Raw genomic sequence first — 20802 nt, forward strand, 5'->3', positions numbered from 1 at the left:
GGCATGTCACGGGCCAACGCTGGAACCAAGGGCGTCCCGCGCGCCGACCGCGAGCTGCAGATCGTGCTGGCCGCCTGCCAGGCCTTCGGCACCGTCGGGTTCGCCAAGGCGTCGGTCGCGGCGATCGCCGCCGACGCCGGCATCTCGAAACCGCTGGTCTACCAGTACTTCGGCTCCAAGGAGGGCCTCTTCCTGGCCAGCTTCAACTACGGCGCCGAGACGCTCGCTGCCGAGATGGAGCGGGTCGCCGCCGACGACTCCGTCGGCCTCGAGCGTGGTCTCCGCACGCTCGACGGCCTCTTCCGGACGCTCGAGCCCCAGCCGTGGGTGTGGCGGCTCCTCTTCGACCCGTCGGCGCCCGACGACGGTGAGGTGGCGGCGGCTCGCGCCGTCTACACCGACCGGATCACCCGTCTGGCCGTCGAGGGCGTCGGTGAGCTGATGCGGCTCGTGGGCGATGACGACCCTCTCGATGCCTCTGCGCTGACCGCGGTCTGGATGAGTGCGGTCGATGCGCTGATCACCTGGTGGCTCGACCACCCCGGGGTCACCCCGGCCGAGATGACCGAGCGGTGCCATCGGCTGATCACCGCGCTCTCCGGAGCCGCGCTTCCCGCCCAGATCGCTTCGGGCGCGAGTAGCCTTCGCGCGTGAGTATCGGCAGAGACCTTCAGTCCGCGATCTTCCGGAAGGGCCTGTTCGGCCGGCTTCCCGTGGTGCCGACCGAGCCCTCGGCGCTGGCCGAGGCTGCCCGTCGGGCGATGAGCAAGGAGGCCTGGGCCTACGTCGCCGGCGGAGCCGGCCAGCAGCGCACCGTCGCCGCCAACACCTCCGCCTTCGACCACTTCCGGCTCGTGCCCCGCATGCTCGCCGACGTGGAGGACCGCGACCTGCGCACCACGCTGTTCGGGGTCGACATGCCGGCGCCGCTGATGCTCGCCCCGGTCGGCGTGCTCGAGCTCGCCCACCCGCGTGCCGAGCACGAGGTCGCCGCGGCGGCTCGCGCGACGGGTATCCCGATGGTGATCTCCACCCAGGCGTCCGTCCCGATGGAGGAGGTCGCCGAGGACCTCGGCGACACCCCGCGGCTCTACCAGCTCTACTGGTCGAAGGACGAGTCGATCGTCGAGTCCTTCGTACGCCGCGCCGAGGCCATCGGCTCCGACGCGCTGGTCGTCACGCTCGACACGCACATGCTGGGGTGGCGTACGCGTGATCTGGATCTGGGCTACCTGCCCTTCGCCAGGGGGCTCGGGATCGCGCAGTACACCTCCGACCCGGCCTTCCGCGCCCTCGTCGAGGAGCGGATCACGAGTGGCGGCGGCACGAGCGTGCGGCCCGGGATCCGGGAGATCCCCGCGGCCCTCGGCGCGGTCGCCTCGATGGCCCAGCACCACCCCGGCAAGCTCGTGGACAACCTCCGCTCCGGCCAGGCCCGCGCCGCGGTCGAGACCTTCCTCGACGTCTTCTCCCGCTCCGACCTGATCTGGGACGACCTGGACCGGCTCCGCGAGATGACCGACCTGCCGATCGTGCTGAAGGGGCTCCAGGCGCCCGAGGACGCCCGCCGCGCGCTCGAGCACGGAGTCGACGGGATCATCGTGTCCAACCACGGCGGCCGCCAGGTCGACGGTGCCATCGCCTCCATCGACGCCCTGCCGAGCATCGTCGACGAGGTCGACGGCCGCATCCCGGTGCTCTTCGACTCCGGCATCCGCTCCGGCGCCGACGTCCTCAAGGCGCTCGCCCTGGGGGCCGACGCGGTCCTCCTCGGCCGCCCCTACGTCTACGGCCTCGCCCTGGCCGGCGCCGCTGGTGTCCAGGCCGTCGTGGAGCACATGATCGCCGAGCTCGACCTCTCCCTCGGCCTGGTCGGCTGCCGCTCGGTCGACGAGGTCGGCCGAGAGCTCCTCGGCTGACACCAGCCGGGCCGGGAGCGCGACTCGCGCTCCCGGCCCGCCGGCGGATCAGATCGTCTTCGCGTACGACGTGACCGTCTTGGACGTGTACCCCGCCCGTGAGCCGATCACGGTCACGGTGACCTGCTTGCCGTTCCAGGCCTTGCTGAGGAACAGCGAGGACGACGTCCCGCGCTTCACGACCGTCCCGTTGATCTTCCAGACGTACGTGACCGACGACGGAGACGGCGACCAGCTGCCGCGCACCGCGGTCACGGTGTGGCCGTACTCGACGGTGCCCTTGAGGTAGGGACGCGGAGCGGTGAACGTGCCCGCCGCGACCGTGGCGGTCTTCGCGCTGGTCACCGTCTTCGTCGTGTAGCCCGACCGGGCCCCGACCACGCTCACCGTGATCTGCTTCCCCTTCGCGGAGGCCGGGACGACCAGCTGGTTGGACGTGCTCGACTTGATGGTCGTGGTGCCCGCCTTCCAGACGTACGTCACCGTGCTCGGCGTCGGCGTCCACGTGCCCCGCGACGCGGTCAGGGTCCTGCCGACCTTGGCGGTGCCGCTGATCGTCGGCGTCGGCGCGACGAACGTGCCGACCACCTTGACGACCTTCGTCGTCGACCACTTCGGTGCGCCCGGGAAGGCCTGGTAGGCGTAGGTGAGCGTGTGCGAGCCGACGGCGAGCTTCTTGGCCGGGATGGTCACCGACTTCGTGCGAGCGTTGAACGTCGCGCCCCCGAGGACGGTGGAACCTTCGCTCACGGTGACCCCGCCGTACGGGGTCGCCGCGTCCGTGCTGAGCGTGACGGCGGAGGTGTAGCTGCTGCCGTAGCTGTAGGAGGAGCCACCGCTCACCGTGATCGCCGGCGGTGTCGCCACGACGCTGTCGCTGCTCGCCACGTCGAAGACGTAGGTCGAGGTCTGGCTCCAGTTCCCGGCCTTGTCGACCGCGCAGGCGACGACGCGTCCCTCCAGGTACACCGCGCGCGAGTCGGGGGTGTAGGAGAAGCCGGTCGTCGCGGTCGCGGGTGACGAGGTCCCGGTGCCGCACGATGCGCTCGAGCCTCCGGAGATCCGGTAGGTGTCGACGTCGGAGCCGCCACCGCTGATCCAGAAGTAGCCGGGGATCCCGGCGCCCCCGCGGGGTTCGTCCGCGACGTAGACGGCCTCGCCACCGACGACCGGGGTGATCGTCGGAGGCTCCGGGTCGGTGCGGTCCACGCCGAAGGTGCAGTGCGCGGCGTCGCCCACCTCGCCGTAACTGTCCTGAGGGGTGACCCAGAGGTCGTACAAGGCACCGTCCGCCAGCAGCTCGGGCGGGATCTTGACGGCGATCCGGGCGTCGGCGTACTGCTCGGTGGCGGTGAGCTCGAAGAGCGGCGTGCCCTCCGGCGACTGGCCGGCCGGGAAGACCTGGAAGGTCGCGGTCACCTTTTCGGAGCCGTTGTGTTGCGAGGTGTCCGGGTCGGCGACGTACGCACTGGCGTAGATGTCGCTGTTCAGCCACTGCGGTGTCGAGGTGCACGGCTGGGTGCCCGGGTAGAACGTGCCGACCTGGAGGTCCGCCGGGGCCTCGGGGGCGCGGTTGAAGACGATCTGCAGGGTCCCGCTCTTGACCTGGTTCCAGCCGCAGGACATGCAGGTCTCGTCGGCCGCCTTGAGCCCGACCGTCAGAGAACCGTCGCCGGCCGCGGCCTGCTTGGCGAGGTCGGTGGCGTCGAACCCGAAGTAGCCGTTCCATGCCTGCGCGCCTTCGCAGCCGCTGGCGGCGTACGTCTTGACGCCCACGGGGCTCTGGGACCAGTCGGCGTCCTGGTAGAGCTCGAGCGCACCCTGCCGGCAGGTCTCCTTGTCCACCCAGGCGAGGTCGGCCCTGACCTGGAACGTCGCCGACTCGATGTCCTCCGGTGACAGCTCCGCCAGCACGCTCTGGTCGAAGTCCCAGACCATGCGCTGGCTCGAGGGAGTCTCACCGCAGGCGTCGATGATCACCGTGCCGTAGTCCTCCTCGGGGTCGACCTCGGCCGAGTCGCAGAAGCCGACCCAGGTCCGGTCGTCCCAGGGGTCGAAGGTGGTCGAACCCGAGACGGAGTTGTGGACGGTGCCGCTGGTGGCGTACTCGAGCGTCGGGACGACGGGGCGGGGTTCGTCGTCGGCGGAGGTCTCGGCCGTTGCCGGTGCCGGGGTGAACGTGAGAGCCGCGCTCAGCACGGCGGCTGCCGTCGAGGCGGAGATCAGCGCGATCCTGCGCCGATGTAGAGACATGTGTGCTGCCTTCGAGACGTGTCAGCGCCGGCGACGGCGCTGCCGAGGTGGGGACGGTGCCGGGCGACCCTGAGCACATACCCCCTGAGGCGTATTCGCGCCGGACCGGCGGAATCTAGCATCCGCGGCGCGACGCCGTCCGGCGGTAGGTGACGAACCGCGGCTGAGAGCAGGGACACGTCGGGGCGGCGCCAAGTTCATACTTTATGAGGGGGCGCTATCTGTGAACCCCACTTACGATGCAGGTGATGAACCCGCACATACCGCCAGATATCGTCGTGATCGGCGGCTCCAACATGGATCTCCACGCTCGGGCACACGAGCAGGTGGTGATGGGTTCGAGCATGTCCGGATCCGCCGGCCTCTCGCCCGGGGGCGTCGGCCGGAACGTGGCCGAGAACCTGGCCCGGCTGGGGGACTCGGTGGCGCTGGTCTCGGTCGTCGGGGACGACCCGATCGGTGACGAGGTGATCAGCTACACCGAGGACGTCGGCGTCGACTGCACCTATGTCCGCCGCCGGGCAGACGTACGCACCGGCACCTACAACGCCGTGCTCGACTCCTCCGGTGAGCTGGTGGTCGCCGTGGCCGACATGGCCGCGACCGACGAGTTCTCGCCGCTGGTCGTGGAGGCCGCGCGCGACATGATCAAGACCGCTCGCGGGGTGCTCGTCGAGGGCAACATCCCGGTCCGCACGGCCGAGGTGGCGATCGACCTCGCCCACGAGTTCGACGTGCCGGTCGTGTTCGACCCGGTCTCGGTGCCGAAGGCGAGGCGCGCGCGGGACCTGATCCGCGCCGACCGCGAGCTCTACCTGGTCACGCCCAACCAGGCCGAGCTGGCCGCGCTGACCGACCTGCCCTCCGGCACCGACGCGGAGATCGAGAAGGCTGTCCACTCGCTGCACGACCGTGGTGTCGGCGTCGTCTGGGTGCGTCTCGGCGCCCGCGGCTCGGTGATCAGCTACAACGACATCTACCAGGAGCTCCCGGCGGTGCCGACAGAGGTCGTCGACGTGACCGGTGCGGGCGACGCGATGCTCGCGGCGTTCACCCACGAGCTGCTCCGAGACGTCGACCTGGTCGAGGCGGCGCGGTTCGGGCACGCCGCGGCCGCGCTGACCTGCGGCACCCACGACACCGTCCGGATGGACCTCAGCGAGAGCCTCGTGCGGGAGCTCGCGTGACAGTGAGGCTCACCGACGAGGTTGCCACGGCGCTCGCCGAGGGCCGCCCGGTCGTCGCGCTGGAGTCGACGATCATCAGCCACGGCATGCCCTACCCCGACAACGTCAAGATGGCCACCGAGGTCGAGCAGATCGTGCGCGACAACGGCGCCGTCCCGGCCACGATCGCGCTGCTCGACGGCATCCCTCGCGCCGGGCTGTCCCACGACGACCTCGAGCTCCTCGCCTCCGACCCCGGCGTGACGAAGGTCAGCGTCCGCGACCTCCCCTATGTCGTCGCCCGCGGTCTCCACGGTGCGACCACGGTCGCGGCCACCATGCGCCTGGCGGCGATGGTCGGGATCAGGACGTTCGTGACCGGTGGGCTCGGTGGCGTACACCGGGGTGCGGCGACGTCCTTCGACATCTCCGCCGACCTGACCGAGCTCGCCCGCACCCAGGTCGCGGTGGTGAGCGCCGGGGTGAAGTCGATCCTCGACATCGGCCTGACCCTCGAGACGCTGGAGACCTACGGGGTGCCCGTCCTGGTCAACGGCAGCGACGAGTTCCCGGCCTTCTACTCCCGCAGCTCCGGTTTCGCGGCGCCGCTGCGCATCGACGGTCCCGAGGAGGCCGCCGCGGTGATGAAGGCGACCTGGGACCTCGGTCTCCCCAGCGGCCTCGTCATCGCCAACCCGGTCCCCGTCGCCGACGAGATCCCGGCCGAGGTGATCGGGAAACACATCGACCAGGCGCTCGCCGACGCCGAGGCTCGCGACATCCACGGCAAGGACATCACCCCGTTCCTGCTGGCCAGGATCGTCGAGCTGACCGGCGGCGACTCGCTGGCGACCAACATCGCGCTCGTACGCGACAACGCAGCCTTCGGCGCGCAAATGGCCGTATCGCATGCTGCGAGCGTCTAACTTCTCACCACTCGTTCACCCTGGAGACACCGGACGTGGCCTAACGTCTCGTCTACCTATGCGTTGATCCTCCCGTGACCGTCAGCCCCCACTCCGGCCCCACCCGTATCGGCCCGTCCAGGCGCACCCTGCTCAAGACCGGTCTGATCGGCGGCGCCGGTGTCGTCACCGGCCCGCTGCTGTGGACCCAGGCTGCCAGGTCGGCCGCACCGGCCACCGGCGTACATCTGTCCTACGGTGCCAACCCGGTCCGGCAGATGAACGTCTCCTGGTCGACCGCCGGTTCGGTGAAGGCGCCGCGGCTCGACCTCGGTGTCACGCCCGACTACGGCCTCACGCTCCGGCCCGAGTCGCTCTCCTCGATCCGCGTCGACAGCGTCTACCACCACGTCGACCTCAGCGACCTGAAGCCCGGCACGCGCTACTACTACCGCCTCAGCCACGACGGCGGTACCCCGACCAGGGGCTCGTTCACCACCGCCCCGAAGGGCAGGGAGAGCTTCCGCTTCGCCGCCTTCGGCGACATGGGCGTGGCCGAGGACGCCGCCCGCAACGTGAACCTGATCCGCCAGCAGGGCGCCGAGTTCGCGTTCGTGGTCGGTGACATCGCCTACGCGGACACCGGCGGCCAGGGCAAGAGCGGGGAGCTGCAGCAGGACTTCGGCGTGTGGGACGAGTTCCTGACCCAGATCCAGCCCAGCGCCAACGCCATCCCGTGGATGACGGTCGTCGGCAACCACGAGATGGAGAACGGCAACGGCGAGCTCGGCTACGACGGCTACCGGGCCCGCTTCCGCCACCCCGGAAACGGTGCCGGCGGCGGCGAGGAGACCTACTCCTTCGTCCGCGGCAACGTGGCCTTCATCGCCCTCGACGGCAACGACGCGACGTACGAGTACACCCGGAACGCGGGCTACCTCGGTGAGACCCTGGACAGCTGGCTCGAGCAGCGGCTGGCCGACTTCCGGGCCCGTGACGACATCGACTTCATCCTCGTCGGCTTCCACCAGTGCGCCTACTGCACCAACATCGCGCACGCCTCCGACGGCGGCATCCGCGACCGCTGGGAGGCGCTCTTCGACCGCTACCAGGTCGACGTGGTGATCAACGGTCACAACCACTGCTACGAGCGCACCCACCTGATGCGCGGCGGCAAGCCGGTCCAGGAGGCGCCGCGCGGGTCCACGGTCGACACCGGCCAGGGCACGGTCTACATCACCGCCGGCGGCGGTGGCGGCTCGACCTACCCCGACGTCCTGCCCGTGCTCTCCTACTACACGGACAAGAACGGCCTGAAGATCCCGGAGCCCACGACCTACCGTGCCGTCGGCGACGCCACCCACTCGGTCGCGTTCTTCGACGCGCACCCGCGTGACGCCCACGGGAAGGCCCGGCTCGACCTCGAAGTCATCGCCACGGACGGGTCTGAGGTCGACACGCTCAGTATCGCTAGGTCGCGTTGATGCGCACCCATTTAGAGTCTATGCGCGTGGGGGGATTCAGGAGGAGGAAGCCGAGGCTGCTCAGTGTGGTCGTGCCGGTCTACAACGTGGCCGACTACGTCGCCGACAGCCTCGCCAGCATCCTGCGCCAGCCGCTGCGTGAGGTCTGCGCCATCGAGGTCGTCGTCGTCGACGACGGTTCGACCGACGGCTCGGCCGAGATCGTCAAGGACATCGCCGCCAAGGACCCTCGGGTCACCCTGATCACCCAGCCCAACTCCGGGGTCTCCATCGCCCGCCACACCGGGGTCGAGGCCACCTCCGGCGACCTGCTCACCTTCGTCGACCCCGACGACATCCTGCCCCGCGACGCGTGGAGCTCGATGATCAAGACGCTGCGGCGTACGGGCTCCGACTTCGCGGTCGGCTCCGCCGAGCGCATCACCGTCGTGAACGGCGAGGAGCGGAGGTACGTCACCCCGCTGATGCGCCGCAACCACACTCGCACGCGCCTCAGGTGCCGGATCGAGGACGCGCCGCTGATGCTCGCGGACGTGTTCGTGTGGAACAAGATCTTCCGGCGTTCCTTCTGGACCGACAACGACATCACCTTCCCCGAGCGCACCCGCTACCAGGACCAGGTGGCCCTGACGAAGGCGTTCCTGGCCGCCCGGAACTTCGACGTGCTCACCGACGTCGTCTACGACTGGCGGGTTCGCTCCGACCTCTCCTCCGCCACCCAGAAGCGCGCCCAGATCGCCAACCTGACCGAGCGGATCACCACCAAGCGGCAGACCGTCGAGCTCGTGGCGGCCTCGGGCTCGGAGAAGCTGATGCGGACGCTGCGCACCGAGATCCTCCCGATCGACATGTGGGAGCACTTCCGTGCGGCCGTCAACCCCGCCACCGAGGACCCCGACCGCTACTGGTCGCTGCTGCGCGAGGTCGTCCTCGAGCTCTGGTACGACGCCGGTGTCCCGTTCGAGGAGACCACCGTCCCGCGCGGCCAGCGCCTGATGGCCTGGCTGGTCGCGCAGGACCGTCGTGACGACCTCGCCGACCTCATCGCGATGATCGACGAGCGCGGTCCGGCCAAGGCGATCGAGGCGTTCGCCGCCGCCGAGGACCTGCCCGACGGGCTCTGAGCGGACCGGGCCGGTCCGAAACCCATGGGTGTATCACATGGCCCTAGAGGCTCAGGGACTTAAGACCCGCGATATACCCAGATGCGTGGGGAAATGGGCGATTCCCGTTGCACGGGGGTTCCCCGGGGGGCAAGGTGTGGGCACCCCACGTCATTGCTTCGAGGAGCCCACTGAATGCCCAGCGTCCAGCTGTCGGCCGGTCCGATCGATTTCGACGATACCGGCGGTGACGGCCCTGTCCTCGTACTCCTCCACGGAGTGCCGATGGACGGCCGTCTGTGGCGTCGTTCGATGCCCTACCTGAGTGGGTTCCGGGTGATCCGGCCGACCCTGCCGCTCGGCGGCCACCGCAAGCCGATGAACCCCGACGCCGACCTCAGCCAGCTCGGCGTGGCCAACATCCTCGGTGACTTCCTCGACGCGCTCGACCTCCACGACGTCACCCTCGTCCTCAACGACTGGGGCGGCGGCCAGTTCCTCATCAACGAGGGCCGCACCGACCGCATCGGGCGGCTGGCGCTGGTGGCGTGCGAGGCCTTCGACAACTACCCGCCCAAGGCGGCCAGGCCGCTGGCGGTGCTCTCCAAGGTGCCGCCGCTGTTCACCGCCGGGCTGCAGCTGTTCCGCATGCAGAGCTTCCGGCAGGCGCGCTCGGGCTACGGCGGGATGTCGGTCGACAAGGACTACCACCTCTACGACGACCTCGTGCACGGCTGGTTCGCCCCGGCGCTGACCGACAAGGCCATCCGTCGCGACTTCATCAAGTTCGCCGGCGGCGCGCCCGGGCGCGAGGAGCTGCTCGAGCTGGCCGAGGGGCAGCAGAAGTTCACCAAGCCGGTGCTCGTGGTCTGGGCCGACCAGGACACCCTGATGCCCGCCGAGCACGGTCCGCGGCTGGCCGCGCACTATCCCGACGCGCGCCTGGAGATCGTCAAGGACTCCTCGACGCTGGTGCCGATCGACCAGCCCGAGCTGCTCGCCGGACTACTTCGCGAGTTCGTCCTGGGCGGGCGCGGTCCGGTTGACCCGGTAGGCGAGGAAGCTCGGGACGAGTAGCGCGCACAGCGCGATCCCGAGGAGGTTGAGCAGGCCACCGCCGGTGGTCGCGATCGCGGTGCCGACCACGGCCGCCGCGCCTCCGTGCAGGACGTCGGCCACGCGCGGGCCACCCGCGACGACGACCGTGAAGACCCCCTGCAGCCGGCCGCGTACGTTGTCGTCGGCCGCCGACTGCAGGATCGACATCCGGATGGCCGCCGAGGCCACGTCGGCGGCGCCGGCGACCATCATGAAGAGCACGCCGAGCCCCAGCATCAGAGCGGTGAAGTGGTCGGCGAATGTCACGGTGAGCCCGAACAGGGTGATCCCGAGGGCCCACACGGCGATGCACCACATCACTACGCGCCCCTGGGCCTCGATGCGGGAGACCCAGCCGGAGAAGATGCCACCGATCACGGCGCCGGCCGGGATGGCGGCGAAGAGCAGCGCGAAGGCGATGCCGCCCTCGGAGGGCCCGCCGAAGGACTCGTGCGCGATCTGCGGGAACAGCGCCCGCGGCATCGCGAAGACCATCGCGATCAGGTCGACCACGAAGCTCATCAGCAGCACCGGCTGGTGGCGCAGGTAGGCGAAGCCGTCCCACACCGACCGCAGTCCGGGCACCTTCGAGCCGGCACCCTCGACGGGGATCCGCGGCAGCAGTACGACCGCGTAGAGGGTCGCGAAGAGGGTGACCGTGTCGATGGCGTACAGCCAGGTGAACCCGGTGAACGGGAGCATCACCCCGGCGACCAGCGGACCGGCGATCGCGCCGGCCTGGAAGACCGTCATGTTGAGCGAGTTGGCGGCCGGCAGCAGGTGCGCGGGCAGGATCTTGGGGAGCAGCGAGTTCCGGGTCGGCTGGTTGACCGCGAAGAAGGCCTGCTGCACCGAGAAGAGGCACAGCAGCGCCCACACGTTGGTGTTGCCGAGCGCCGACTGGAGCCAGAAGAGCGCACTGGTGACGATCAGGCCGGTGGTCGAGACCATCAGGATCGTACGCCGGTCGAAGTGGTCCGCGAGCGCACCGCCGTAGAGGCCGAAGACGATCAGCGGGACCAGTCCGAAGACGCCCGTCAGCCCGACGTACGCCGACGAGCCGGTGTCCGCGTAGATCTGGGCCGGCACCGCGACCACGGTCAGCTGCGCGCCGATCATGGTGACGATCCCGGCGGTCCACAGGCGCCGGAAGTGCGGCTCCTGGAGGGGGCGGGTGTCGGCCACCGCCCCCTTGAGCTTTGCGGTGATGCTCACTTCTGAAGGGTCTCCAACATGGTTACCAATGGTAAGGACTTGAATTTACCTGGAGAAATTCCGATGAGAGGTGTCGGATCGGGGTGTAGAGGTTCGTAGCAGGGGTGAGAGGCGGCCACCGGGGCCGTCCGACACGAAGGAGTGAGCACCATGGCCAAGTACCTGATGTCCGTCTGGGGTCCCGACTCGGACTACGAGAAGGAGCACTACGGCTACGCCTCGGAGGAGGAGATGATGGCCTCGTTCGAGGCCACCGGGAAGTTCAACGACAAGCTTCAGCAGGAGGGCTACTTCGTCTTCGCCGACGGCCTCGACGCCGCGAAGACGGCGACCGTCGTCGATGGCCAGGGCGAGAAGCCGATCATTACGGATGGCCCCTATGCAGAGGCCAAGGAGTACATGGCGGGCTTCTGGATCATCGACGTCCCCGACCTCGACGTCGCGCTCAAGCTTGCGGCGGAGGCGTCGGCCGCGTGCCTCGGCAAGGTCGAGGTGCGACCGATGCAGACCGGCCCCGAGGCGTGACCCGCCGTTGATCGAGGTCGACGAGGCGATCACCCGGGCCCACCAGGAGGAGTGGGCCCGGGTGGTCGCCAGCCTCACCCGCCGCTTCGGTGACCTCGACATCGCCGAGGACGCCGCGGCCGAGGCGTTCACGATCGCTGTCGAGCGCTGGCCGCTCGACGGCGTACCTCCCAATCCCGGCGCCTGGCTCACCACCACCGCCAACCGCCGCGCGATCGACCGGATCCGCCGTGAGTCCAAGCGTGACGACAAGCAGAAGGAGGCCGTCGCGATGCACGATGACACCCCGCACGAGCCTCTCGGCGCGATCGAGGACGACCGGCTCCGGCTGCTGTTCACCTGCTGCCACCCCGCGCTCGCACCCGAGGCCCGGGTGGCGCTGACGCTGCGGATGGTCGGCGGCCTGACCGTTCCCGAGATCGCCAAGGCCTTCCTGGTCCAGGAGACCACGATGGGTCAGCGGATCACCCGGGCGAAGAACAAGATCAAGGCCGCCCACATCCCCTACCGCGTCCCCGAGACGGCCGACCTCCCCGAGCGGGTCTCAGGCGTCCTGGCGGTTCTCTTCCTGGTCTTCAACGAGGGCTATCTCTCCTCCGGCGACCACGAGAACGCCGTACGCAGTGACCTGACCGCCGAGGCGATCCGGCTGACCCGGCTGGTCCGGGTCCTGCTCCCCGACGACGGCGAGGTCGCCGGTCTGCTGGCCCTGATGCTGCTGATCGAGGCGCGGCGTACGGCCCGGGTGTCGGCGAACGGCGAGCTGGTCCGCCTCGACGAGCAGGACCGCGGCTCCTGGGATCTCGCGCTGATCGCCGAGGGCCACGCGCTGGTGCGCGAGCGGCTCGCCGTCGTCGCCAACGGGGGCCCGCGACCCGGGCGCTACCAGATCCTGGCCGCCATCAACGCCGTCCACACCTCGGTGCGGGACGCCCGCGACACCGACTGGTCCCAGATCGTCGCGCTCTACGACCAGATGATCCGCGTCGACGCCTCACCGATCGTCCGGCTCAACCGCGCGATCGCCGTCGCCGAGCTGGACGGCCCCGAGGTCGCGCTCGCCGAGATCGACCGGCTCGACCTGGAGGACTATCACGCCTTCCATGCCACCCGGGCCGACCTGCTGCGCCGGCTCGGCCGCAGCGGCGAGTCCCGCGCGGCGTACGACCGGGCCATCGAGCTCGCCGAGAACGCTGCCGAGGTCGCGCTGCTGACCAGGCGCCGGGACCAGCTCGGAGGTAGTTGAAAGAATTTCGCCCGAGGCTGTCGGATCGGGGTGGGTGCGTTCGTAGGAAGAGTGAGTGGCGGTCACCGGACCGCCCCGGAGACGAGGAGATCACACGGATGCCTGAGTACATGATCGCATTCAACGACGAGTGGGTGGCCGAGCACACGACGGAGCAGCTGCGCGAGAAGAGCATCGCCTCGAAGGCCGTGCTCGACGAGATGAAGGCCGCCGGGGTCTTCGTCTACGCCAACGGAGGGATCGACGCCTCGACCGCGCTCTTCAGCGTCGAGACCAAGGACGGCGAGGCCGTCTTCACCGACGGCCCCTTCGTCGAGACCAAGGAGCACATCGGTGGCTTCACGGTCATCGACGTGGCCGACGACGAGGCGGCGCGCTACTGGGCCGGCCGGGTGGCGGTCTGCCTCGACTGGCCGCAGGAGGTCCACCGCTTCCCGAACGAGTATTCCTGGGAGGACTGACCCGCCGGGGGACAGGTGGGGCAACCGTGGAGGATGCCCGCTAGGGTACGTCCGCTGCGCTTGGCAGCGCCTCTATCGGGCACTCCTCGGTGCCGGTCTCTCGCAGGAGCTTCGTTGATCCCCCACCGCCGTCTTCGGACGCATCTCCTCACCCTTCTCGTCGCCGGACTGCTCGGTGCCGGGCTGTTGACGTCCCAGCCTGCGGCGGCCAACACCGCGCCACGGATCACCAAGGCGACCGTCCGCACCTGGCTGCCGGTCAAGACCACCGGGATCATCTGGTGGCATCCCGCCTTCACGTACGCCGCGAGCGACGACGCCGGCATCGCCGGCTATCAGGTGCAGGTCAAGGTCGCGCCCCGGAGCAGCACGGCGTCCTCGCCCGCGAAGATGAGCGCGGCCAGCTATGTCTGGCGCACCGACGGCTCCAGCACCTGGCTCTACCCGTCGAGGACCTCGGTCACCACGACCGTGGAGTCGGGCGGCGTGGCCTGCTTCCGGGTCCGCGCCAAGGACGCCGCCGGTCTGACCTCGGCGTGGACCGGCTGGCGCTGTTCGCACGCCCCGATGCTCGCTGGTGAGACGTTCTCCTGGTGCTGCCAGCCCAACCTGGTCTCCAAGCTCAACCTGAACGGCAACTCCGACGGTCCGGACGTCGTCTACGTCTCGACACGCTACGGGAAGCAGCGCTCCAACGGTGCCTACTGCGCGAAGGGCGCCCGGCTCCGTGTTCACAAGGGGCCGCACCAGGGCAAGATGACCGTCCTGCTCGGCTCGACGAAGGTCGGCACGGTCAACGCCTGGTCGAGCACGACCGGCTGGAAGTGGGTCTCCGTCCGTCGCACCACCACTGCCTGCGGACGGCTGTGGCTGGTACCGCTGACCACGGCTCCTGTGCAGATGACGAGGAACTACATCCTCTACTGACAGGGTCGTGGCAGGCTTGCCGCATGAGTACGCCAGAGCCGCTCGTCCTGCCCGACACCGAGGCCGCGGAGGGCTGGGTCAAGGAGCGTACGTCAGCGACGCTGACCCACGTGCGCGAGCTGGCCGAACAGCTGCGGACCGCGCCGCCGAGCCGGGCGATCGAGGTGCTGAAGGCATGGGACCAGCTCTCGCTCGAGCTCGGCTCGCTCGGCGGGATGGCCGGCCTGCTCGCCAACGTCCACCCCGTCGAGGCGGTCCGCACCGCGTGCGAGGACACCGAGGTGGAGGTCGACCGGCTGCGTACCGAGCTCACCCAGGACCAGACGCTCTACCGCGTCTTCGCCGAGCTCCCGGAGGACCAGACCGCGGCGCTCGACCCGCTCGCCGCCCGGCTGCTGGAGAAGACGCTGCAGGACTTCACCCGCGCCGGTGTCGACCGTGACGACGCCACCCGGGCCCGGCTCACCGAGATCAACGAACGGCTCACCGAGCTCAACCTCGAGTTCTCGCGCGTGACCAGGGACGACGTACGCATCACCACGGCCACGCCCGAGCAGCTGGACGGGATGCCGGCCGACTGGCTGGAGGCGCACCCGGTCAACGACAAGGGGCTCGTGGAGATCACCACCGACTACCCCGACGCGCTGCCCGCGCGGATGTTCGTGAAGGACCCCGCGATCCGTCGCGCCGTCACGGTGGCCGGGCTCGAGCGCGGCTGGCCGCACAACGACGCGGTCCTCAAGGAGATGTTCGCGCTGCGCCACGAGCTGGCCAACCTCGTCGGCTACGAGGACTGGCCGGCCTTCGACGCCGCGGTGAAGATGATCGGCGAGGGGCCGGCGATCCCGGAGTTCATCGACAAGATCGCCGGTGCCGCCGAAGGACGGATGAAGCGCGACCTCGAGGTGCTCCTCGACCGCTACGAGCGCGACGTCCCGGGGGCCAGCGCGGTGTCCGCGGCCGACGCGCTCTACTACGAGGAGCTGGTGCGGCAGGAGAAGTACGACGTCGACAGCCAGGTGGTGCGCACCTACTTCGACTTCGCGAAGGTGCACCAGGGGCTGCTGGACGTCACCGGGCGGCTCTTCGGGCTGCGCTACGAGCCGGTCGCCGACGTGATCACCTGGCACGAGGACGTGAGCGTCTTCGACGTCTACCCGCACGACGGTGCCGAGCGTCTCGGCCGCATCTACCTCGACCTCCACCCCCGCGAGGGCAAGTACAAGCACGCCGCACAGTTCGACCTGGCCCCGGGCGTGGCCGGCCGGCAGCTGCCCGAGGGCGTGCTGGTCTGCAACTTCTCCCGAGGCCTGATGGAGCACGACCACGTGGTGACCCTCTTCCACGAGTTCGGCCACCTGATCCACCACGTGCTCGGTGGGCAGGGCGAGTGGGCGCGGTTCTCCGGCGTCGCGACGGAGTGGGACTTCGTGGAGGCGCCCAGCCAGATGCTCGAGGAGTGGGCCTGGGACGCCGACGTGCTGCAGACCTTCGCCACCAACGAGGCCGGCGAGCCGATCCCGGCCGACCTGGTGGCGAGGATGCGGGCGGCGGACGACTTCGGCAAGGGCTACCACGCGCGGCAGCAGATGTTCTACGCCGCCATCTCCTACTGGTTCCACAAGGAGCAGCCCGAGGACCTGACCAAGCGGCTGCAGGAGCTGCAGGCGGCGTACTCGCCCTATCCCTACCTCGACGGCACCCACTTCTTCGCCAACTTCGGCCACCTGGGCGGCTACTCCTCGGCCTACTACACCTACATGTGGTCGCTGGTCATCGCGAAGGACCTGTTCAGCGCCTTCGACCGGGACGACCTGTTCGCTCCCGAGGTGGCCGGCCGCTACCGCGACCTCGTGCTCGCCCGCGGAGGCGAGAAGGATGCCGCCGACCTGGTGGCGGACTTCCTCGGCCGGCCCTACTCCTTCGATGCGTACGCGGCCTGGTTGGTCTCCTAGGGCACGTTTCACCGCGTTCGCGACAGTAAGCCCGGAAATGTAAATCATTGGCTTATTTGCGTCCGCTGGAGCGCCAAACTTGCTTCATGGCTCCATCTGGACGAACGTCTCTGGAAGCAGAGGTGCCTGTTGCGCGCATCACTCGGGCTGCTCGTCGATCTCAGGCACCTTCTCAAGAACCCTATTGAGGGGGGAGACAAATGGATGCCGTGAAGGACATCGACTGGGTGGCTCTCGGGAGCAAAGTGCTCGCCGCGATCGTCATCATCCTGGTCACGTGGATCATCGCGAAGATCGTCGCCTGGGCGTTCGCGAAGCTGACCTCGAAGATCCCGGTGCTCCAGAAGGCTGGAAATGACGGGGACACCATCGGCAAGAGCCTCGGCTCTGTAGCCGGCTTGCTGGTGTGGCTCTTCGGTCTGATCGCGCTGCTGGACCTGTTCGAGCTCAGCAACGTGCTGACGCCGATCCAGGGCCTGCTCGACGGGGTGCTGGGCTTCCTGCCCAACCTCATCGGCGCGGTCTTCGTTTTCATTGTCGGCGCGCTCGTCGCCAAGGTCGTCCGCCAGCTCGTCGAGACCGCGCTCGGTGCGGTCCCGTTCGACAAGTGGATCGGCAGTGGCAGCAAGCTCTCCGGCCGCGTTGACTCGACGGTGGGTGTCGACGACACCGCCGACCCGTACGACGCACCGGCTGTGCCCGCGGGCACTGCTGCGCAGATCGTCAAGGTCATTGGTCTCGTGCTCTACGCCATCATCATGATCGTGGTGGCCATCGCCGCTCTGCAGATCCTCGGGATCAGCTCGATCTCGGAGCCTGCCGAGGGCATGCTCAACATGATCCTGGCGGCGATCCCGAAGCTCATCGCCGCTGCGATCCTGCTCGGCATCGGGGTGCTCATCGCCCGCTTCGCCGCCGACATCCTCGGCCAGATCATCGACGGGCTCGGCTTCGACAACGCGCTCCGTTCGATGGACGTGCTGCCCGCCGGTCAGAGCGCGACTCCGGCGATCACCAAGGTGATCCAGATCGGCATCGTGCTCTTCTTCGCCGTGATGGCGGCGCAGATGCTGGAGTTCCCGCAGATCACCGCGTTCATCAGCGAGGTGCTCGAGCTGGGTGGCAAGGTCATCTTCGGTGGCGCGATCATCGCCGCCGGTGTCGTGATCGCCGGTGTCATCGCCAAGCTGGTGCCCGGGTCGGCCTCGCAGATCCTGAAGTACGCCACGATCGTGCTGTTCGTCGCGATCGGGCTGAAGTTCATGGGTCTGGCCGACTCGATCATCAACCTCGGCTTCGGTGCCGTGGTCGTCGGTGGTGCCGCTGCCGCGGCGCTCGCCTTCGGCCTCGGTGGTCGCGACGCTGCCGCCCGGCAGCTGGAGCGGCTCCAGGCCGAGAGTGCTGCCTCGCGTGCGGCCGCGCCGACCACGCAGAACCCGACTCCGCCGCCGACGCCTGGCGTCTGAGCGGAGCGACGACCCTCAGGGTCTGACTCAGGGAGCCCCCGGATTTTCGGGGGCTCCCTTCATTTGGCTTGAACGGGCATCGTGAGCGGCGTACGATCACGATATATCGCGAAGGAACGCGATCCAGTCTTCCGAATGAGAGAGAAACTGATGAGCTACAGCAACAACCCTTGGGGTGAGTGGATCGACCAGATGGGTCGAGAGTTCGGCAAGGGCGGCCCGCGCCGCTCCCATGGCTGGCAGGGTGGTCCCGGTTGGGGCGGTCCCGGATGGGGCGGCCCCGGCGGCCCAGGTTGGCAGGGCGGCCACCACGGTCGCGGTCGCGGACCGGCCGGTCCGCCACCGTGGATCGCGGCACTGCTCGGCTTCGACAACCAGCCCCCGCAGCGGCCCGGTCCCCGGGTCCGTCGTGGTGACGTACGGTCCGCGATCATCTACGTGATGGCCGAAGCGGCCGAGCAGGGCCAGGTCATCAACGGCTACCAGGTGATCCAGCAGATCTCCGAGCGCAGCTCGGGCGAGTGGCGGCCGAGCCCCGGCTCGGTCTACCCGACCATCCAGCAGCTCGAGGACGAGGGCCTCGTGGAGTCTGACGACGAGCACGGCCGCCGCGCGATCCGGCTGACCGAGGCCGGTAAGACCTACGCCGTCGAGCACAAGGACGAGCTGGCTGCCGTGTGGAAGCCGTTCGACAAGGCCGTCGACAACGCCCGTGCCGGTGGCCGTGGTGGTCGCGGACAGGGCGTCGGCGACCTCGCCGGCTTCGGCATCCTCGGCGGCGAGCTCGCCCAGGTCCTCCCGGCCGTGTGGCAGCTCGCCACCTCCGGCACCGACGCCCAGCGCCAGGCCGCGGCCGACATCCTCGCCGACACCCGCCGCAAGCTCTACGGCCTCCTCGCGGCCGGCGACGACGAGACCGTTCCTGGTGAAGGGGCAGTCACAGCCGAGCAGATCGACGAGGCCGAGGAGACGGAGGACGGCGACCCCGGCCCCGAGCCGAAGGCCTGATGTCCCACCCGTGGGGAGAGGTCCCCACCCGCAGGTAGGTTCCCCACGCTCCGGAGCGTGGGGAACCTGTGGACAGCAGCTGGCCCACCGGCATCCCCACACATCAGGTATCCGCAGGCCGGGTCAGAGTGCCTCGAGGTGGGCGGCCAGGTGGCGGTGCCCGACGGCTTCGTAGCCGACGATGGTCACCACGGGCGCCAGCGCGACGACGATGAGGCACCACGACACCGGCACGCCTGCGGCCGCCATCACCACGCTCGCGACCAGCACGACACCGGTGAGCGCGACCAGGAGGATGTGGAACGGGTCGATGACGTGCAGGAACGAGTTGTAGAGGACGTAGAGGAGCAGGGCGTACGCCGCGACCGGGATGGTCACCGACGCGACCGTGCCGACCTCACCCAGCGTGGACTCTCCCTGCAGCAGGTAGGCGGCGACGTGGAGGCCGGCGCCGGTGGCCGCGATCGAGGCGAAGATCAGGATGTGTCCGTAGCCCCACAGGAACGAGCGGTCACGGCGGCGGTGGAGCACCTCGGCCCACGGGATCATGAAGTAGGTCCACCACTGGCCGAAGGTCAGGCCGATCCCGGCGGCCAGCAGGAGGATCGCTTCGAGGGTCCAGCCGATCTCCGGGTCGTGGACGATCACCGACAGCACCGCGACGGTGCCGATCACGCCCTCGCCCAGGGTGATGATCGTCAGCAGGCCGTAGCGCTCGGCGATGTGGTGGGCGTGCCAGGGAGTGCCACCGAAGTGGCGCTCGGCGATGAACGGGCCGACCAGCTCGATGACCAGTGGCACCGCTGCCGCGGCGAAGGCGGTCGCCACGTCGAGCGGCAGGACGGCGATGACGCACCAGAGCACCTGAGCCGTGAGGATCGTGATCAGGTAGACCCGGTGCGCGCCGCGCCGGGCGGGATCCTGGCGCCAGGCCCGCATCCACTGGCCGCAGAGCGCGACCCGCATCACGACGTACCCGGCGATGAGGATCTCGTTGTGGAGCCGCTCGCCCTCGTAGACGCTCTCGAACATCTCCGGCAGGCCGAGCGCCATGATGATCACGCCGACCATCTGCACCATCGTGAGCAGCCGGAACGCCCAGTCGTCGGTGTCGTAGGCCGAGGCCATCCAGGAGTAGTTGATCCACGCCCAGCAGATCGCGAACGACGCGAAGCAGAACGCGACGATCCCGGCCGCCACGTGGCCTTCCGCGAGCTGATGGGCCAGCTCGTTGCCGCTCACCCCGAAGGCCACGACGAAGGTGAGATCGAAGAGCAGCTCCAAGGGTGTCGCGGCCCGATGCTCCTCGTACGGGTCGCGTCCTGTCATCTGGCGCAGGCGGCTCGTTTCATTCACGCTGGTGAGGATAGGTCCTGACGGCGTACGTTTCCTGGCATGAGCGAGATCCTGATCAAGGTGCGTGGGTCACACAGTGTCGAGGTGGCTCCGGAGCGTGGGGTGGTCTCGGCCGAGATCCGGTTCGAGGGCGCCTCGCCCGAGCCGGTGATGGAGCGGCTGCAGCGTGGGCTGCACGGCGTGCGTACGGAGCTCGAGCGGCTCGAGCAGGAGGGCGCGGTCGAGCGGTTCCTGGTCCAGCGGGTGCGCACCTCGGCAGAGCGGCCCTGGAACCAGGACGGCAAGCGGCTGCCGCTCGTGCACCGTGCGTCCGTGGGTCTCGCGGTCGAGTTCGTCGACTTCACGGTGCTGGCGACCTGGGTCGGTCGTACGGCCGGTGACGAGGGCCTCCAGGTACACGAGGTCTCCTGGCGGCTCACCAAGGACAGCCGGCTGAAGGTCGAGCGGGACGTACGTCAGGAGGCGGTGCGCCAGGCCAAGGTGCGTGCGCAGGACTACGCCGATGCCCTCGACCTCGGCCCGGTCGCGGTCCGGAGCATCAACGACGTCGGGGTCAGCCGCGAGGTGGCGTACGAGTCGGCGGCCATGGCCATGCCGGCCGCCGCCAAGTTCGCGGACGCTGGGTCGGCGGCCCCCGACCTGGCCTTCGACCCCGACGACATCACCGTCTACGCCGAGGTCGAGGCCGCCTTCACGGTCGCGACGCCCTGACCTT

At 69.3% G+C, this 20802-nt stretch carries 18 protein-coding genes; 15 read left to right on the forward strand and 3 right to left on the reverse strand.

The window, feature by feature from the left end; translation table 11 throughout:
* Positions 1 to 3 precede the first annotated feature (3 nt).
* Positions 4 to 654, forward strand: a complete 651-nt coding sequence (locus ACWZJV_RS15610) for a TetR/AcrR family transcriptional regulator (RefSeq protein WP_196875942.1) — start codon at positions 4 to 6, stop codon at positions 652 to 654.
* Positions 651 to 1919 carry an alpha-hydroxy-acid oxidizing protein gene (locus ACWZJV_RS15615; protein WP_457176978.1) on the forward strand — a complete coding sequence of 423 codons (1269 nt, stop codon included), beginning with the start codon at positions 651 to 653 and terminating at the stop codon, positions 1917 to 1919. The genes ACWZJV_RS15610 and ACWZJV_RS15615 overlap by 4 nt, the downstream gene beginning before the upstream one ends.
* A gap of 48 nt (positions 1920 to 1967) precedes the next feature.
* Here ACWZJV_RS15615 and ACWZJV_RS15620 read toward each other — a convergent pair whose 3' ends face one another.
* Complete coding sequence (locus tag ACWZJV_RS15620; RefSeq protein ID WP_457176980.1) at positions 1968 to 4172, reverse strand: hypothetical protein; 2205 nt, start codon at positions 4170 to 4172, stop codon at positions 1968 to 1970.
* Between the two features lie 248 nt (positions 4173 to 4420).
* On the opposite strand from ACWZJV_RS15620, the gene ACWZJV_RS15625 reads away from it, so the two are divergent.
* The 5 genes from ACWZJV_RS15625 (at position 4421) to ACWZJV_RS15645 (ending at position 9907) form a co-directional block, all read left to right on the forward strand.
* Positions 4421 to 5359, forward strand: a complete 939-nt coding sequence (locus tag ACWZJV_RS15625) for a carbohydrate kinase family protein (RefSeq protein ID WP_457176981.1) — start codon at positions 4421 to 4423, stop codon at positions 5357 to 5359.
* A complete protein-coding gene (locus ACWZJV_RS15630) occupies positions 5356 to 6264 on the forward strand; it encodes a pseudouridine-5'-phosphate glycosidase (protein ID WP_457176982.1) in 909 nt (302 codons plus the stop codon). Before ACWZJV_RS15625 ends, ACWZJV_RS15630 begins: the two co-directional genes overlap by 4 nt.
* A gap of 74 nt (positions 6265 to 6338) precedes the next feature.
* Positions 6339 to 7727, forward strand: coding sequence for a purple acid phosphatase family protein (locus ACWZJV_RS15635; RefSeq protein ID WP_457176984.1), 1389 nt, complete (start codon positions 6339 to 6341; stop codon positions 7725 to 7727).
* 20 nt (positions 7728 to 7747) lie between these two features.
* Positions 7748 to 8851: a glycosyltransferase family 2 protein gene (locus ACWZJV_RS15640; RefSeq protein ID WP_457176986.1), complete on the forward strand. Its 1104-nt coding sequence runs from the start codon at positions 7748 to 7750 to the stop codon at positions 8849 to 8851.
* 174 nt (positions 8852 to 9025) lie between these two features.
* On the forward strand, positions 9026 to 9907 hold the full coding sequence (locus ACWZJV_RS15645) for an alpha/beta fold hydrolase (RefSeq protein ID WP_457176988.1): 882 nt from the start codon (positions 9026 to 9028) through the stop codon (positions 9905 to 9907).
* Here the strand turns inward: ACWZJV_RS15645 and ACWZJV_RS15650 are convergent.
* The gene (locus ACWZJV_RS15650) at positions 9836 to 11143 is read right to left on the reverse strand and encodes an MFS transporter (RefSeq protein WP_457176990.1); all 1308 of its coding nucleotides are present in this window, start codon (positions 11141 to 11143) and stop codon (positions 9836 to 9838) included. The genes ACWZJV_RS15645 and ACWZJV_RS15650 overlap by 72 nt on opposite strands.
* 150 nt (positions 11144 to 11293) lie before the next feature.
* On the opposite strand from ACWZJV_RS15650, the gene ACWZJV_RS15655 reads away from it, so the two are divergent.
* The 7 genes from ACWZJV_RS15655 (at position 11294) to ACWZJV_RS15685 (ending at position 18731) form a co-directional block, all read left to right on the forward strand.
* Positions 11294 to 11668 carry a YciI family protein gene (locus ACWZJV_RS15655; protein ID WP_196875935.1) on the forward strand — a complete coding sequence of 125 codons (375 nt, stop codon included), beginning with the start codon at positions 11294 to 11296 and terminating at the stop codon, positions 11666 to 11668.
* Positions 11669 to 11675: 7 nt separating this feature from the next.
* On the forward strand, positions 11676 to 12914 hold the full coding sequence (locus tag ACWZJV_RS15660) for an RNA polymerase sigma factor (protein WP_457176992.1): 1239 nt from the start codon (positions 11676 to 11678) through the stop codon (positions 12912 to 12914).
* A gap of 98 nt (positions 12915 to 13012) precedes the next feature.
* Entirely contained in the window at positions 13013 to 13375 is a 363-nt protein-coding gene (locus ACWZJV_RS15665) for a YciI family protein (protein WP_008355973.1), read from the forward strand.
* Between the two features lie 114 nt (positions 13376 to 13489).
* Positions 13490 to 14302, forward strand: a complete 813-nt coding sequence (locus ACWZJV_RS15670) for a hypothetical protein (RefSeq protein WP_457176994.1) — start codon at positions 13490 to 13492, stop codon at positions 14300 to 14302.
* A 23-nt stretch (positions 14303 to 14325) separates the two neighbouring features.
* Complete coding sequence (locus tag ACWZJV_RS15675; RefSeq protein WP_457176996.1) at positions 14326 to 16257, forward strand: M3 family metallopeptidase; 1932 nt, start codon at positions 14326 to 14328, stop codon at positions 16255 to 16257.
* Positions 16258 to 16457: 200 nt separating this feature from the next.
* Entirely contained in the window at positions 16458 to 17723 is a 1266-nt protein-coding gene (locus ACWZJV_RS15680) for a mechanosensitive ion channel (RefSeq protein WP_457176997.1), read from the forward strand.
* Between the two features lie 150 nt (positions 17724 to 17873).
* Positions 17874 to 18731 (forward strand): PadR family transcriptional regulator, encoded by an 858-nt coding sequence (locus tag ACWZJV_RS15685; protein ID WP_457176999.1) that lies wholly within the window; start codon positions 17874 to 17876, stop codon positions 18729 to 18731.
* 123 nt (positions 18732 to 18854) lie between these two features.
* Here the strand turns inward: ACWZJV_RS15685 and ACWZJV_RS15690 are convergent, their stop codons facing one another.
* On the reverse strand, positions 18855 to 20087 hold the full coding sequence (locus ACWZJV_RS15690) for a low temperature requirement protein A (RefSeq protein ID WP_457177001.1): 1233 nt from the start codon (positions 20085 to 20087) through the stop codon (positions 18855 to 18857).
* Positions 20088 to 20126: 39 nt separating this feature from the next.
* Between ACWZJV_RS15690 and ACWZJV_RS15695 the strand changes: the two genes are divergently transcribed.
* Positions 20127 to 20798, forward strand: a complete 672-nt coding sequence (locus tag ACWZJV_RS15695) for an SIMPL domain-containing protein (RefSeq protein ID WP_457177003.1) — start codon at positions 20127 to 20129, stop codon at positions 20796 to 20798.
* Positions 20799 to 20802 lie beyond the last annotated feature (4 nt).

The sequence above is a fragment of the Nocardioides sp. WG-D5 genome (assembly GCF_054031175.1).